Raw genomic sequence first — 15,368 nt, 5'->3', positions numbered from 1 at the left:
ATGGAGGAGCTGGACTGTCTGGGATTGATCTGTCGGGGGTGCTGACGGCGACTGATTTCGACGGAGATACGGCGACCGGAGCAACAGCTGGATCGTTTGTGCTGACGATTGCGGATGACATTCCGGTATGGACCAGTAACCAGTACCTCACGAATGACATCGTCGTGTCTTCCCGCGGTGATGGCATCAGCATCGACGCTTGGAGCTCCCTTCCTGTATCTATTGGAGCTGATGAGGCTGGGTTCGCCTCCTTCATTAACTGGATTCGAACTCCGCCTTTTGGATCTCAGATCAATGGCTCTGCCAGTCTGATATCCGATGGAGGTGGGTCCAGCTGGTGGGTGGCATCCACTAACTTTACCTCTAATGGAGCGCCCCTTTACTACGCCGTGAATGTCTCGGCTCCAGATGAGATTATCCTGACTAAGAGTGCAACCAACCCAACGACTTCTTCGGCTGATTTTGTTGCAGTGATTGGAGCGAGTCTTGGTTCTCAGCAGCTTCAGGTTGATGTTCGCCAAGACATTGACGTGGTTCTTGAGTTTGACTTCTCCTCGTTCTCAGACGCCAGTGGCGGTAGTGGTCCTAAAAACTTTGTCTTCATTGGTGACAATGGAGTTCTGTATAAGGGCGATACCCTCGTCGAGGCGGCTATCCCTGCGGGAGTCAAAGTGGTCGCTACCTTCCTTGCCAATGGAGCTTTTGACGTCCAGACCAGTAATGCGGTATCCAGTTTCAAGGTGGCTGTTGAAAACCAGTGGGTCACCGGCGACACAAACCCTGCGCTGAACGAGACGATCACAATTGACATCGGTCTGAATGGTGGCACTGAGACGGCACTGGTGACGACAGACACCCCGTTCAATGTCTTCCTGGAAATGAAGGGAGGCTCCTCTATCCCCTATCAACTTAAGTGGGTTGTCACTCTTTCTGATGGTACAACGCGTACGCAGAACGTTGATACTATTGTTGATCAGGCATCAGGTGACTCGCTGCTTCAAATCACTAAGGCGGATCTGGATGCAGCCATTGGAGCAGACATCGTGGTTTATCAAGTCACCAAGGTTGAGCTGATTCCCAACACTGGGACTGGTTCGGACGAGTGGCGCGTGGGCGGCATCTCATTCTCTGGTGGGTCAAGAGAGCTCCCGATTAACGACTTTTATACCGTTGATGTCTTTGACGCTGACGGCGATAAGCTTACCGATGCTTTTAAGATTACCTTTGATCCTAACATTGCCAATCCCGTTACCCCTGTCGCATTGGACCTTGATGGTAGCGGCTCTATTGACTATCTTTCTGTCCCCTCAGGAGTTCTTCTGGATCCTGATGGCAATGGTGCTCTAAGTCAATTCGGCTGGATCTCCTCTGGTGATGGAATCCTCGTCTATGATTACAACTCCGACGGGTTAATTTCTGAGGGCCGTGAGTTCATCTTCACCATGTGGGGGGAGAACCCTGCTGTCGCCACCGATATGCAGGCCCTTGCCGCCTACTTCGATGTCGATGTCAATGGTGTCAAAGACGGAGTCCTTGATGCCAATGACACTGCTTGGAGCTACTTAGGCGTCTGGCAGGATCTGAACGTCGATGGCGTCCAGGATGATGCTGAATTCGTTTACTTGGCGGATTGGGGAATTACCGGCATCGCCCTCGCCTATAACTCCGATAGCACCAGCTATGCAGCGGCCGATGGTGATGTGTTCGTCTACGGCCATATGGCCGTCACCCTCGCCGATGGGAGCATCATGCTGGCGGATGACGTGGCCTTTGCGGACGCCCCTCCTGACACTTCGGCCGTGGATCCCCAAGCAACAGAGCCACTGTCAGTTTTGGAATCCCCCGAGTTCTCGGCGGAAACCACCAGCGAGGATGTTGTCATTCCCGAAACCGAGGCGTTGGAGGCCGATCTGGTAGCGGTTGCTGATTTGGTCAATCAGTTCGTTGCTGAAAACGTCGTCTCTGAGGAAACCCTCGTGGAATACCAGCAGGAGCTGCCGTTGACTCCGGATGATTCCGCGTTCGATGCGAACATCGATGCAGGCTTCATCGAACCCACCGCTGACGCGATCGTGGCTCTTGATGCCGCCGATTTCACCACCCCCGATCCAGCTGATGGTGGCCTCGGTCACGCCGCTGATCTGGTTGACGACTTCTCCTACACCGTTTGAACCATGGCTGATACAGATGCCTCATTTGTACCCGGTGATGTTATCGCCGGCTTAATCGAAACCTTCTTCGATGCCGTGCGATCCTCTCCAGATCTTGCGGCTCAAGAGGCTCGCCCTGCTGAGCTTGTTTATGAGCTCGATCAGGTGGTTAGTTCCTACCTCGAAGAGCAACAGCTCTCCTCTGATGCCTACCAGCTCATTCAGCAGGATGTGCTCAACAACATTGCCCACGACCTTGCCCAACAGCACGAAGACCTTGCCGATTTCGACGTCAGTTTTGATGCTGCTGGCAATGCCGATCCCGCTGAAGTGATGGCAGCCATGGACCATCATTTCGAGGCCCTGTTCAGCTCGGAGTCCTTTAGTGACGATGGGTCGGCCGCCTTAGGCTGATCTCCCAACGGTTGTCTGTGCCCCCCACTGCCCGTCTGCTGCTGGTTGATCCGGATACCCGCTCCTCTGATCTGCTCACCAAGCACCTTCAGGTCCATGGCTTTGCAATCAGCGCCGTAGCCAGCACCGACGCTGCCCAGCAGCAGCTCGAGGTCGCCGTGCCGCAGATGCTTTTGATCAGCGATGCCCTGCCTGATAGCGCTGCGCTCGTCTTTACCCGCCAACTGCGCGCCGCAGCTAATGCCATTCCCCTGCTGTTGCTCCTATCTCTTGATCACTACAGCTCCCGCGTAGCGGCCCTTGAAGCCGGAGCTGATGATGTGTTATCTCGGCCCTTTGCAATCGAGGAGCTGATAGCTCGGCTGCGTGCCCTAATACGCCGCAGCCGTATGGGGCTCAACCATGTAGATGGCACCGAGTTGCACTACCGCGACCTCACGGTCAATACCGACAGCCGCCAGGTATCGCGCGCCGGCACCCCGATCAAGCTCACCGTTAAGGAATACGACCTGCTGCTCCATCTGCTCCAGCACCGCGAGCAGGTGCTCTCCCGTAAGGACATCCTTTTGGCCGTCTGGGGCGACTCCTGGGTTGGCGACGACAACCTGCTCGATGTCTACATCCGCTACCTGCGTAAGAAGCTAGAACGGCCTGATCTTGATCCTTTGATCCAGACTGTGCGTGGTGTGGGCTTCATGTTGAAGTAGCCGCTCCCAATCCCACCCCGTTGGCCCTGCCAGCGCCGATTTATTGAGTCATTTGACCAACCCTTGAGATCCCTCCCCATGTTCAGGCCCCACCGCGATGTCTTGGCTGGTCTGGTGGTGGCCTTCGCCATGATTCCAGAAGCCATTGCCTTCTCCGGCATCGCCGGTGTCGATCCACGCGTTGGTCTTTTTGGAGCCTTCATCCTGGCTGTCACCCTGGCAGTGGTGGGTGGTCGTACCGCCATGATCACCTCCGCCACCGGCTCCACCGCCCTGTTGATGACGGGCCTGGTGCAGCAGGGTGACGGGCTAGGCACCGGCCTGGGCCTGCAATATCTGCTCGCCGCCGGGATCCTCACCGGCATCCTGCAGATCGCCTGGGGCTACCTGCACCTGGCCCACCAGATGCGCTTCGTGCCCCAGCCCGTGATGGCCGGCTTTGTTAACGCCCTGGCAATCCTGATCTTCCTGGCCCAGTTGCCCCAGCTGGGGTTGGATTTTTTCCACCCAGACAAGCAAGTGATCAGCGCCGCCCAGCTGCCGGCGGTGTACGGCCTGCTCGCCCTCACCTTGGTGATCATCTACTTGTTGCCCCGGCTCAGCACCGTTGTGCCCTCAGCGCTGGTGGCAATCCTTATCAGCACAGGCCTTTCGATTCGCCTTGGGCTGGATGTGCCCACGGTGGCAACCCTCGGCATCCTGCCCAGCGGGTTGCCTCAGTTTGGCCTGCCCCAGGTGCCCTTTAACCTCAGCACCCTGGGGCTGATCCTGCCCACCGCCCTGGCGATCTCCTTGGTGGGCCTGATGGAAACCTTCCTCACCCAGGACATCCTGGATGACCTCACCGATAGCACTAGCTCTAAAAACGTTGAAGCCCGCGGTCAGGGCATCGGCAACATTGTTAGCTCCCTTTTTGGGGGCATGGCCGGTTGCGCCCTTGTGGGCCAGTCGGTGATGAACGTGGGCTATGGCGGCCGCAGCCGCCTATCGACCTTGACCTCAGGCGTGAGCCTGCTAGCGATGATTTTGCTGGCCAGCAATTGGGTGAATCAGATCCCGATGGCCACCCTGGTGGGGGTGATGGTGATGATCGCCATCAATACCGCCAATTGGGACTCGATCCGCGCCATTCGCCGCATCCCCAAAAGCGATTCCGCCGTGATGCTGCTCACGGTCGCTGTCACCGTGCTCACCCACAACCTGGCGGTTGGTCTGCTGGCGGGCGTCGCCCTGGCCGGCATCTTATTTAGCCGCAAGGTGGCCAAGGTGATTGAGGTAAGCAGCGAGCTTTTGGCCCCAGATCATCGGCTTTACAGGGTGCGCGGTCAGTTGTTCTTCGTGAGCACGATCTATTTCCGTCAAGGCTTCGATCTTCACGACCATCCAGCCCGCATCAGCATCGATATGGCAGAAGCCCACATCTGGGACCAGAGCGGTGTAACAGCCCTTGATCAGGTGATCCGCAAAATGAAGCTAAAGGGCAGCTCAGTGGAGGTGCTTGATCTCAATCCTGAGAGCACCAACCTGTTTGCTCGCATTGGTATCGCCCCTGAGGCGGGCGGGCGAGGGGGCACCCCGATCCAAGTTGCCTAATCTCAAAGCCGCTCAGGCAGGCTCCCACTCGATCTTCACCACATCCAACGGCCCGCGGCCGCCGCGATTCAGCTCAGTGGCGGCTCGCAGGGCAGCATCGTGGGTGTGAAAAAGGAAAGCTTCTGAGGTGTGGACCACGTCCACCAGGCGCTGATCCTCGCCGGCAATTGCCAGAAATGTGCCATCGCTAAGCCGCTTCAGGGCATATCGCTCAGCCTGGGTGCAGTCCATCGGATGGGATGGATCAATCTCGGGAGCCCAAAAATGCATGGCCTAATGCCCTTGGCCTAATACCTGATCAAGCTAGCCAGGGCTGGCGGTGTCGACTACGCCCGGCAGGATCATCTCAAGCACGGCGCCTCCTTCAGCCTGGTTGCTGGCCTGGATCCGGCCGCCGTGGGTAACGGCGATCTGCTGCACGATCGATAAGCCCAGGCCACTGCCGATTCGTCTACTCCGGGCCCGAGATGGATCACCTCGGTAAAAGCGCTCAAACAGATGGGCTAGGTCTTCTTCGCTAAGCCCGGGGCCCTGATCAGCCACGCTCAGCTGGCACCACTCACCGCGGCGATCAAGGCTGACCCGCACCACTCCACCATCGGGGCTGTAGCGCAGGGCGTTATCAAAAAGGTTTAGCAGGGCCCGGTGCAGGCGGGAATTGTCGCCGCTCAACTGCAACTGTCTTGGTGCAACTAGCTCAAGAGCTATCTGGCGTTGATCTGCCAGCGGCCGCACGCTGGCCCATACCTGCTCCACCAGCTGGGGCAGATCCACCACCATGGCCCGTGAGCCCGTACCGGGCAGGGTGTTTTCCAGGCGGGAGAGCTCCAGTAGGTCGCCCACCAACTCCTGCAGCCGCAGCAATTCCCGCTGCAACCGCTCCACCAGCCGCGCATTCTGGCTATTCACCTGAGCAGCGAGGCTGTCACCCACCAGCAGCAGGGCAGTGAGAGGGGTTTTCAATTCATGGGCCACATCACTAACCCAGCGCTCCTGCTGCTCCAGCTGGGCATCAAGGGAGCGGCGGCTCTGCAGTTGCACCACCAACCAGCCATCTCGTCCCGGCACCACCATGGCGTCTAGGTCATGGCCGCCAGAGTGCAATTCCAGTCGCTGGGGGCGATCCTGGCGGCGGGCGATACGGATGCTGCTGGCTAGGTCTGGATCTGGGCAGACATCACCGAAGGGCTGGCTGAGCAACAGGCGACCGGCATCAAGCTGCAAGATCCGCTCCGCCCGTGGGTTGATATGGCCGATCAGGCCCTGGCGATCCAGCAGGATCCAGCCGATGGCTGCGGAATCCATCCAGCTCAGCAGCTGCCGGGCTGGGGGCAGGGGGCGGTTCAGGCCAGCCCGGCGCCGCCAGGAGGTCACTCCAAGGCTGATAAGTGGGCTGGCAAGCAGGCCTAGCCCTAACCCCAGGCTCAAAGCAAGCAGCAGCTCAAGGGCATTAGCCAAAGCGATAACCAAAGCCGCGCACCGTGATCAGATGCACCGGGGCTGATGGACTCTCCTCCAACTTCTCCCGCAACCAGCGGATGTGCACATCAACGGTTTTGCTGTCGCCGATGTAGTCGATACCCCAAAGTTGCTCCAGCAGCTGATCGCGGCTCCAGACCCGCCGCGGATTTTGCATAAACAACTCCAGCAATCGATATTCCTTCGGCGATAGGTTTACCTCCACCCCGTCCCGCGTTACCCGGCATTCGTCCTGGTAGATGCAGAGGTTGGCGTGCTCCAGCACCTTGGCCCGGCTGCTCTGGCTAGACGAGCGCCGTAGCAGGGCCCGGCACCTAGCCACCAGCTCACGCATGCCAAAGGGTTTCACCAGGTAGTCGTCGGCACCCACCTCCAGCCCCAGCACCCGGTCCGTTTCGGTGTCGCGGGCACTCACCACCAGGATGGGCGTTTGGTTGCTGTGTTGACGCAGCTGCCGGCAGACATCCAGCCCGCCCAGCCCCGGCAGCATCAAATCCAGCACCACCAGGGAAAATGGTTGGCCATCGGGCGCCCGCTGCAGCATTTGCAGGGCGTCGCGGCCATTGCCACAGGCCTGGACGCTGAATCCCTCCAGCTCCAGGGCTTCGCGAATGGTTTCGCGAATCGTTTCGTCGTCTTCGACTACGAGCAAGGAAGGCTGCATGTCGCCATTCTCGCCGGCCAGCTCCACCCCCCAGAACGTTGCTTCAACCACAGCGGTAACCATGGCCGCGAACCGTGGTGATCAAGCTGGGTTGGGCGGGATTCTCTTCCAACTTGAGGCGCAGCCAGCGGATATGCACATCCACGGTCTTGGGATCTAGCTCCACGGCCTCGCTTTCTCCCCACACCTGAGCCAGCAGCTCATCGCGACTCCAGATCCGGCGTGGATGCTTCAAAAAGAAGTGAAGTAGTCGAAATTCCCGTGGCGACAGGCTCACTTCGGCACCATCGCGGCACACCCGGTGTTCCTCCACAAGCATCGAAACCGGGCCGCAGCGGAGGGCAAGCGAGCTTTCTGAGCCAAGTTGATGGCGGCGCACCAGGGCCCGGCAGCGGGCCAGGCATTCCGCCAGTCCAAAGGGACTTGGCAGCACGTCATCGGCGCCGTCCTCCAGGCCCCTTACCCGGTCGGTCTCGGAGATTCCAGGGCAGAGCAGCAGCACCGGAATCGGCTTGCGGGCCGAGCGCACCTGGCGGCACAGCTGCCGGGCAGCTTCGCCCAGGCTGCCATCTAGCACAAGCAGATCCCAGTTGAAGCTTGGCCCCAGCTTGGCGCTCGCCTGCTCAGCATCAGGGCAAACGGTTACTTCGTAGCCTTCATCGCAAAGCTTTTGACGCAGGCAGGCGGCTGCGGTGCAGTCGGAGTAAACCAGCAACAGCCGTATGGACGGCTGCTTCATCGATGCTGGTTGCGCTGCTGGGGGAGATGGCTCACCACCAGCCGGCGCTGGCTGTCGATGTGGAGCCAGCCCTCATCGCGCAGGGCCCCGAGAATCCGGGTCACGGTGACCCGGGTGGTGCTGAGGGTGCTGGCCAGCTCCTGGTGGGTGAGCTTCACCTGAAGCCGCAGGCCCTGTTCACAGGGCTGGCCGTAGTCGTTGGCGAGCAACTCAAGGAATCCGCGCACCCGATCTTCGATGCGGCGCAGGCCGAGCAGGGCCAGCAGGGCTTCACTTTGGCGGTAGCGAGAGGCCATGCCCTGCAGCAGGCCCATAGCCAGATTGGGCGAGCGCTGAATTTCTTCGCAGCTGACGCAGAGCAGGTCACTATCTACCAACGTGTTGGCCGCATAGGCCTCAACATTGGTGAGGGGATCGCCGAAGGGCTCGTTAGGGCCGGCTAACCCGAGCAGCAACTCATCACCATGGATCGAAATCGCGGTGAGTTTCACCATGCCCCGCACCACCAGCCAAACGCTGCGCTTGAGCAGGGGCACCTGGCTGCCCGCCGCAAGGTGCACCAGGCTGCGCTTCTCGTAGCTGGTCTCAAGCAGATCGCGGAAGCTATCGCTGCGACCCGGCTGAAGAGAGGGCGTGAACACCATCGAGGAGCAAGCCAGTTAGCTGGCACAACGCTATGGAGCCAGCTGCGCCGCCAAGCAAAGGCTCGGTAGTCCCGGGTTTAAGACCCGGTTAGGGCTGGGAGTGGTGGTGGCGCCCCCAGAAGCGAGCCCCGCAACAGCCAGAGGCTCTCGCCCTGCTGCCAGAAGAGCCAAAGCTGATCCCCATCTATTAAGGAGCGGCCATGCAGCTCAGCGAGGGCCAGGGGCGCGGCAGCGCTAGAGCTGCTGAGGCGGAGGCTGATGTCTTCGGGCAAGGTGCCCAGGCTCGCTGGCAACTCCTGCTCCTTGCCTCGATCCCAAAGGGCTAGAAGGGCACGCTCCTGGCCGGGAAGCAGCCACCACTGGCGCCGCTGCAGGGCCACCAAGGCGGCGCCAGCCTCCCTGGGCCGCCCACCCATGGCCACTTGCCTCGCCAGGCGAAATGCCTCCCTGGGCTGGCGCGGCAGGCCTGCGGAGTTGCTAGTAACAGGCGGCCCGCTAGCTGTGGCAACGGGCTGGCGGCGGCTCTGCTCGCTTTGGGAGTCGCCGGCGAAAGCACCCGCGGGCAGGCTGGAGGGTGGCGGCGGCGGCAGGCCTGCCAGACCTTGCAGCGGAATGGTGGCCAGGGAGCTAGCCGCGGCCAAGCCTGGCGCCGTGCGGCTCCACCGCAGCAGGGTGGCCGTGTCCTCTGCCAGTACGGCCCGGCGAGCGCGGCGGCCATCGCTGCCAGGCTGGGGCAGGGCCATCAGCAGCAGCAACTGGCAAATAAGGGCGGCCAGCAGGGCAGGTGCCCAGCGCCGCACCATCGGCTCAGCCAGCTTTGGGTGTAGGTGCAGGAAGTTGGATTTCAAGGTGCAGCGGCAAGGAATCGAGCTGGCTGAGCAGGCGGCGCACGTCGCCCCAGGGGGTGTCGGGATCGGGCACGATCCGCAGGCGATTCGCCCTGCTGCGCAGGGCCGGAGCGGCAAGCAAGCGCCGCAGCTCGGCGGCGGCAATGGGCTGGTTCCAGAGCCTCAGGCCACCATCGGCAGCGAGGTGCAAGCTGATTACCCCCTGGGCCAACGGGCGCTGCAGCCTCACCTGGGGCAGCAGCAGCAGGCCTAGGGAAAAGGCGCATAGTGCTGTTGCCAGCAGCGCATGGGAGAAGGGTTGCAGCAGCCAGGCTCGCTTCACCGCTTTCCTCCCGGCCACTCCACCAGCACCGGCAAGCGGGAGTGGTGCTGCAACCAATCGAGAGAGGCGGCAACCTCAGCGCTGGCCAAGCCAGCAGAGGGCTGGAAACGCACAGCCACCACCGCGGACGGGCGGGCCTGCAGTTGGCGAAGCAGGCTCTCATCGGCTTGGGGGGCACCGTTGAGAATCCAGCGGCCGGATGCGGCGCGGGCCACAACCAACACATCGCCGCCGCCAACGGCGGGTTCGGGGTGCAGTCGCAGCTTGGCTTGCTGCACCAGGCTGGGCAGGGCAGCAACCGCCAGCAACACGGTGATGGTGGTTGCCACCAGGGGCACCAAGGCGGTTAAGGGCCCTGGATGTGCGGCGCTTGGCTGCTGCATCAGGGGTTGGCGCAATGACGCAGCTGCCAGCGGCGCAGCCCCTGGTTGAGCAACAGCAACGCCATCGCCACAAAAGTGATCTGCAGACCAAGCAGCGTGGGAAGCAGCACGTCGCCGTAGCCCGCTAAGGGAGCGCCGGGCGGCAGCAGCAGCTGGCTGCCTAGTTGCTTCAGCACCGCCATTAGGCCAGCCGTCGTGCCGATCAGGCCCAGCAGCGGAGCCAGCACCACTGCTGCCTGCAGCAAGGGCTCACCCCAAGCCATCTGGTGGTCGCAGTCGTCAAGCAACTGATGGCGCTGCCGCCAGGAACGGCGACCACGGGCAAACCAGCGCCACCAAAATGCACCCCGATCAAATCCCACGGTGAATACCGCCACCGATAAAACAAGCAGGGGCACAGCTACGGGTCCGCAGGCCTTCCACAGGGACAGGAAGGAAGCCATGGCTCTTGCCAACTGGGGCGAGGATATGGAGCGCTTGGGGCCACCGCCGGTATCGCCCCTGCTTGACATGGGGCCCGGGTCGGGCGCCTGCACGGCTTAAAAGTTGATCGGCTTAAAGATTGATCGGCTCCACTCCGCTCACCACCGGCGCCACGGCGCTCAGCTCCAGTTCCGGGTGCTCCTCCGCCAGCTGACCCAGGTTCCAGCTGTTCTTGAACAGCAGCACCGGCCGATTCCAGGCATCTCGCACCGTCTTGCAATTAAAGATCCGCCCCACCTGCTCCAGGGCTGGCCAGCCGCCCGCCACCCAGCGAGCTACCGCAAAACCGAGCGGTTCAAGCCGCGTCTGCACGCCGTATTCGTGCTCAAGCCGGTATTGCACCACCTCCAGTTGCAGCTGGCCAACCGCCGCCAGAATCGGATCGCGCTTGCTTTCATCTGTGTCGTAGAGGATTTGTACCGCCCCCTCCTCGCGCAGCTCATTGACGCCCTTGCGGAAACTCTTGAACGCCGATGGGTTCGGGTTGCGCAACCAGGCAAAGATCTCCGGCGAGAAGCAAGGAATCCCCTCGTATTCCACCTTCTGGCCGAGATAAAGGGTGTCGCCAATGGCGAACATGCCGGGGTTGTTGAGGCCGATCACATCGCCGGGGTAGGCGTCCTCCACCACTTCCCGGTCCTGACCGAACAGCTTCTGGGGGCGCGATAGGCGAATGGCCTTGCCGGTGCGGGCGTGCTGCACCGTCATGTCCTTTTCAAACTTGCCGCTGCACACCCGCACAAAGGCCACCCGGTCGCGGTGGCGCGGATCCATGTTGGCCTGCAGCTTGAACACAAAGCCGCTGAAACCGGGGCCGATCGGGTCGATCTCACCGGCATTGCTGGCGCGGCCCACCGGCTTCTGGGCGAGCTCCAAAAAAGCATCAAGAAACGGCCGCACGCCGAAGTTGGTCATCGCCGAACCAAAGAAAACGGGCGAGAGCTCACCGGCGTGCACCAGCTCTAGGTCGAGGTCGGCGCCAGCCCCCTCCAGCAACTCCAGTTCCTCAAGGGCCTGAGCCAGGAGCTCCGGCTCCACGGCCCCCGTATCGCGGGCCTCCTGCACCGTGAGCAGCTTTTCCTCGCTCTGGCGGCCGCGCTCGGCGCGCTGAAACAGGATCACGTCGTGGCTGCGGCGATCGATCACGCCGCGAAAGCGGTCGCCGCTGCCGATCGGCCAGTTCACCGGCCAGCAGGCCAGGCCCAGCTCCTGCTCGATCTCATCGAGCAGCTCCAGGGGCTCGCGCCCAGGCCGGTCCATCTTGTTGATGAAGGTGAAAATCGGGATGCGCCGCATGCGGCACACCTCAAACAATTTGCGCGTCTGGGGCTCCAGGCCCTTGGCCGCGTCTTCCAGCATCACCGCGTTATCGGCGGCTGCCAGGGTGCGATAGGTGTCTTCTGAGAAGTCCTGGTGGCCAGGGGTATCCAGCAGGTTGATCGTGCTGCCGCTGTAGTCGAACTGCAGCACCGTTGAAGTGATCGAGATACCGCGCTGCTTCTCGAGCTCCATCCAGTCAGAGGTCACCTTGCGCTGCTCCCCCTTGGCCTTCACGGCGCCGGCCTGCTGGATCGCGCCCCCGTAGAGCAGCAGTTTCTCGGTGAGGGTCGTTTTGCCCGCGTCTGGGTGGGAAATGATCGCGAAGTTGCGCCGCCGGGCCACGGCCTCGGCCAGGGCCTGCAGTTCGGGAGTGCTGCTTGTGCTGCTGATCATCAGCTCAGCCTGCCAGGCCGCTTAGTTGAGCCGGCCCCATACCTCCAAGTAGCGCTCCTGCCCCGACGCCACCTGGAGCTGGGCGGCCAGCCCGGCCTGCTCCAGCTGCTGCTGCACCTCCTCTGGGGTGAAGGCCGCATGCAGGGAAGCGCGGTAGTCGCGCCGCAGCACCTCGGGCGCTCCTTCCATCTCGGAAACCACCAGCGCCTCCACCGCCTCGGCGTTATCGGGGCGCCGCAGGTCTTGGACATAAACAAACGCGCCTGGGGAGCCGAGCTGGGTCACCGTCTGCCAGAGCACCGCCGGATCATGCAGGTGGTGCAACAGGCTGTTGCACACCACCGCAGAGAAGTGGGCTTCGAGTTCGCCTGCGATAGCAAGGGGCAGCAGCGCCTGCTTAAAGCGCAGCCGAGCCGCCAGATCCGGCGACGCTCCGGCCAGGCGCTCGCGCGCCACCGCCAGCATCCGCGGCGCCCCGTCGATCCCTAAAACCCTTGCAGCGGGCCAGTGAGCGGCCAGAAGCAAGCTGATGTTGCCCGGGCCGCAGCCCAGATCCACCAAGGCCGTGCCGGGGTCATCACCGCAGAGCTGGGCCAGCCGCTCCACCATCGCCGCATCGGAGGTGGCGAAATCGGCCTGGGCATAGGCCAGCACCTGGCCTGCCTTGTCCATCAGCTCCGGCTCCGGAATGCGCTGCATCGAAATTCAAGATTTCCTGATCCACTGTGGCGCAGCCTTGCTGGGCAGCGCACTGTCGCTGGTGTCTACCAGATGTTGCACACCCCACCGGTGGCGTTATGGTTCGGCTCACCTTCGGGCCGTACTGCCTGTGACGCTCTCAGCCACGCCCCCTACAGCCGCCAGTCAGAACGCCGAAGCTGCGGCGGCTGAAAAGGCTTTTGCGGCCGCCAGCGGCAGTCCGGCGGGCGAGGCCCTCGATTTCCCGGCCACCGCCCCTGCTGCCAACCCGGTCTTCTACCGGACCTACAGCCGCAAGACCGAGACCGGCAGGGAAAGCTGGCACCAGGTGGCTGAGCGCAACCTCGGCGGTCTGAGCAAGCTGGGCAACCTCAGCGATGCGGAGGTGGAGTTGATGCGCCGCATGCAGCAGCAGCAGAAAGCCCTGCCTTCAGGGCGCTGGCTGTGGATCGGCGGCACCGAATGGATCGAGCAACAGCAAAACTTCTCTGGCGCCTACAACTGCACCTCCACCAACCTGGTGGACTGGGAAGCCTTCGGTCTGATGATGGACCTGGCGATGATGGGCTGCGGCACCGGCGCCATCATCGAGCCCCATCTGATTGGGCGCTTGCCGGCGGTGCGCAACCGGCTCAGCATCGCCGCTGTGACCGATATCGGTGCCACCCCGGTTGGCCAACGCCAAGAGCACACCAGCCACAGCATCGAGGCCAACCGGGTTGCCATCAAGGTGGGTGACACCCGCCGCGGCTGGGTGGACAGCTACCAGCTGTTGCTCAATCTCTGCAGCGACGAGCGCTTTGACCCCGCCAGCCCGATCGAGATAAGCGTCGATCTCTCCGACGTGCGGCCCGTGGGCGAAACCCTCAAGGGCTTCGGTGGCATGGCCAACCCGGTGAAACTCAAGGACCTCTACGGCCGCGTGGCCCAGATCCTCAATAAGGCCCAAGGCCGCCAGCTCACCTCGGTGGAGTGCTGCCTGCTGATCGATGAGGCTGCCGTCACAATCGTGGCCGGCAACATCCGCCGCAGCGCCGGCATGCGCCAGTTCTGCGCCGACGACAACTCCGCCGCCGGAGCTAAGGAGAACCTCTGGCAGCAGGACAGCGAGGGCAACTGGAGCATCGATCCGGAAAGGGATTCGCTGCGCATGGCCAACCACACCCGGGTCTTCCACAACCGGCCCGACCGGGCCACGGTGCTGGAGGCGGTTGTTAAGCAGTTCCAGAGCGGTGAGGGCGCGATCCAGTTCGCTCCTGAAGCCATCGCCCGCTCCAACGCCGACCTGCTGACCACCCCAGAGCTGCGCACAGAGTTCATCGGCATCTATTGCGACCAAGGCCGCGAGCAAGCTGGCCGCTGGCTCACCACCCACCACCCCGAGATCAGCGCCGCCGAACTGGAGCACCGCTTGGGCCGCTACGGCCTCAACCCCTGTGGCGAGATCCTCGGCGCCGACTTCCACTGCAACCTGGCTGAAATCCACCTCAACCAGATAGACCCCGCCGATCTGGTGTCCCAGGAGGAGGCCTTCCGTGCTGCCGGCCTGGCCGTGGCCTGCCTGCTCAACCATCGCTTCGAGGTGGAGCGCTACCGCCAGAGCCGCGCCTGGGATCCGATCGTGGGCGTGAGTTTCACCGGCCTATTTGACTTTTTTGTGCACGCCTTTGCCACGCCCTGGCTCACCTGGTGGGAAGCGGGACGGCCCAACACGGCCGAAGGCCTGGCCTTCAAGGCAAAGGAGGCCGAATTCCTGGGCCGCTGGAAGCAGATCGTCAATACGGCGGTTTGGGACTACTGCGATTGCCACGGCCTGCGCCGCCCCAACCGCTGCACCACCGTGCAGCCCGCCGGCACCAAGAGCCTGCTCACCGGAGCATCCCCTGGCTGGCACCCCCCCAAAGCCCAGCGCTTCATCCGCCGTATCACCTTCCGCAAGAACGATCCGGTGGCCCTTGCCTGCATGGATTACGGCTACACAATCGTGCCTTCGCAAAGCGATAAGGACGAACAGGGCCGCCTGCTGGATGATGCGTTTGATCCCCGCTGCACCGAGTGGCTGGTGGAAATTCCCACCGAAGTGAGCTGGGCCAATATCCCAGGTGCCGATGCAGTGGAGATCAACAACTTCTCAGCTTTGGCTCAATTTGACTTCTACATGCAGGTGCAGAAGCACTACACAGCCCACAACACCTCAGCCACGGTCGAGTTCCGCGAAAACGAAATTGAACCACTAGCAGATGCAATTTATCAGGCAATCGATCAAGGTGAGGGCTACATCTCTGCTGCCCTATTGGCCCGTTTTGATGCCAATGCCACCTTCCCGAGGCTGCCGTTTGAACCAATCGACCACGCCACCTACCTGCGTCTAAACGCTGAGGTGGCATCCCGTCGCAGCACCACTTGCTTCTTCGAAGCACTACAGCGCTACGACCGTGGTGAGCTGGTGGAGGCAGGTCCAGCTGGCTGCGATTCAGATAAGTGCCTACTGCCTTTAGCTAAACCGGGCAACAACTAAGGCCTTCGCAGG

16 protein-coding genes are annotated in these 15,368 nt (G+C 62.0%); 5 read left to right on the top strand and 11 right to left on the bottom strand.

Features of this window, described 5'->3' with window-relative positions; all coding sequences use genetic code 11:
• From KBY75_RS11315 to KBY75_RS11300, 4 genes are all read left to right on the top strand, one after another.
• On the top strand, positions 1-2,171 hold a 2,171-nt coding region (locus KBY75_RS11315; RefSeq protein ID WP_255023967.1), incomplete at its 5' end, for a hypothetical protein.
• Between the two features lie 3 nt (positions 2,172-2,174).
• Positions 2,175-2,564, top strand: a complete 390-nt coding sequence (locus KBY75_RS11310) for a hypothetical protein (RefSeq protein ID WP_255023966.1) — start codon at positions 2,175-2,177, stop codon at positions 2,562-2,564.
• 17 nt (positions 2,565-2,581) lie between these two features.
• Positions 2,582-3,271, top strand: coding sequence for a response regulator transcription factor (locus tag KBY75_RS11305; RefSeq protein ID WP_255023971.1), 690 nt, complete (start codon positions 2,582-2,584; stop codon positions 3,269-3,271).
• Positions 3,272-3,349: 78 nt separating this feature from the next.
• The gene (locus KBY75_RS11300) at positions 3,350-4,864 is read left to right on the top strand and encodes a SulP family inorganic anion transporter (protein WP_255023965.1); all 1,515 of its coding nucleotides are present in this window, start codon (positions 3,350-3,352) and stop codon (positions 4,862-4,864) included.
• Between the two features lie 12 nt (positions 4,865-4,876).
• Here KBY75_RS11300 and KBY75_RS11295 read toward each other — a convergent pair whose 3' ends face one another.
• The 11 genes from KBY75_RS11295 to KBY75_RS11245 form a co-directional block, all read right to left on the bottom strand.
• Positions 4,877-5,095 (bottom strand): hypothetical protein, encoded by a 219-nt coding sequence (locus KBY75_RS11295; RefSeq protein WP_255023964.1) that lies wholly within the window; start codon positions 5,093-5,095, stop codon positions 4,877-4,879.
• A gap of 72 nt (positions 5,096-5,167) precedes the next feature.
• Complete coding sequence (locus KBY75_RS11290) at positions 5,168-6,334, bottom strand: cell wall metabolism sensor histidine kinase WalK (protein WP_255023963.1); 1,167 nt, start codon at positions 6,332-6,334, stop codon at positions 5,168-5,170.
• Complete coding sequence (locus tag KBY75_RS11285) at positions 6,315-7,007, bottom strand: response regulator transcription factor (protein ID WP_255023970.1); 693 nt, start codon at positions 7,005-7,007, stop codon at positions 6,315-6,317. Before KBY75_RS11285 ends, KBY75_RS11290 begins: the two co-directional genes overlap by 20 nt.
• A gap of 43 nt (positions 7,008-7,050) precedes the next feature.
• Complete coding sequence (locus KBY75_RS11280; protein WP_255023962.1) at positions 7,051-7,746, bottom strand: winged helix-turn-helix domain-containing protein; 696 nt, start codon at positions 7,744-7,746, stop codon at positions 7,051-7,053.
• Positions 7,743-8,390, bottom strand: coding sequence for a Crp/Fnr family transcriptional regulator (locus KBY75_RS11275; protein WP_106633013.1), 648 nt, complete (start codon positions 8,388-8,390; stop codon positions 7,743-7,745). The genes KBY75_RS11280 and KBY75_RS11275 overlap by 4 nt, the downstream gene beginning before the upstream one ends.
• A 77-nt stretch (positions 8,391-8,467) precedes the next feature.
• Positions 8,468-9,238: a hypothetical protein gene (locus KBY75_RS11270; RefSeq protein WP_255023961.1), complete on the bottom strand. Its 771-nt coding sequence runs from the start codon at positions 9,236-9,238 to the stop codon at positions 8,468-8,470.
• Positions 9,198-9,560: a biopolymer transporter ExbD gene (locus KBY75_RS11265; RefSeq protein WP_254936145.1), complete on the bottom strand. Its 363-nt coding sequence runs from the start codon at positions 9,558-9,560 to the stop codon at positions 9,198-9,200. The genes KBY75_RS11270 and KBY75_RS11265 overlap by 41 nt, the downstream gene beginning before the upstream one ends.
• Positions 9,557-9,889 (bottom strand): hypothetical protein, encoded by a 333-nt coding sequence (locus KBY75_RS11260; protein WP_254936146.1) that lies wholly within the window; start codon positions 9,887-9,889, stop codon positions 9,557-9,559. The genes KBY75_RS11265 and KBY75_RS11260 overlap by 4 nt, the downstream gene beginning before the upstream one ends.
• A 53-nt stretch (positions 9,890-9,942) precedes the next feature.
• Complete coding sequence (locus KBY75_RS11255; RefSeq protein WP_254936147.1) at positions 9,943-10,386, bottom strand: MotA/TolQ/ExbB proton channel family protein; 444 nt, start codon at positions 10,384-10,386, stop codon at positions 9,943-9,945.
• 112 nt (positions 10,387-10,498) lie between these two features.
• Positions 10,499-12,139 (bottom strand): peptide chain release factor 3, encoded by a 1,641-nt coding sequence (locus tag KBY75_RS11250; RefSeq protein ID WP_255023960.1) that lies wholly within the window; start codon positions 12,137-12,139, stop codon positions 10,499-10,501.
• 21 nt (positions 12,140-12,160) lie between these two features.
• Positions 12,161-12,838: a class I SAM-dependent methyltransferase gene (locus KBY75_RS11245; protein WP_255023959.1), complete on the bottom strand. Its 678-nt coding sequence runs from the start codon at positions 12,836-12,838 to the stop codon at positions 12,161-12,163.
• 124 nt (positions 12,839-12,962) lie between these two features.
• Between KBY75_RS11245 and nrdJ the strand changes: the two genes are divergently transcribed.
• Positions 12,963-15,356 carry a ribonucleoside-triphosphate reductase, adenosylcobalamin-dependent gene (gene nrdJ / locus KBY75_RS11240; protein WP_396098254.1) on the top strand — a complete coding sequence of 798 codons (2,394 nt, stop codon included), beginning with the start codon at positions 12,963-12,965 and terminating at the stop codon, positions 15,354-15,356.
• Positions 15,357-15,368: the final 12 nt, after the last annotated feature.

This window comes from Cyanobium sp. T1G-Tous (assembly GCF_024345455.1).
GTDB lineage: Bacteria > Cyanobacteriota > Cyanobacteriia > PCC-6307 > Cyanobiaceae > Cyanobium_A.
This window is presented reverse-complemented; position numbering and strand designations above follow the sequence as displayed.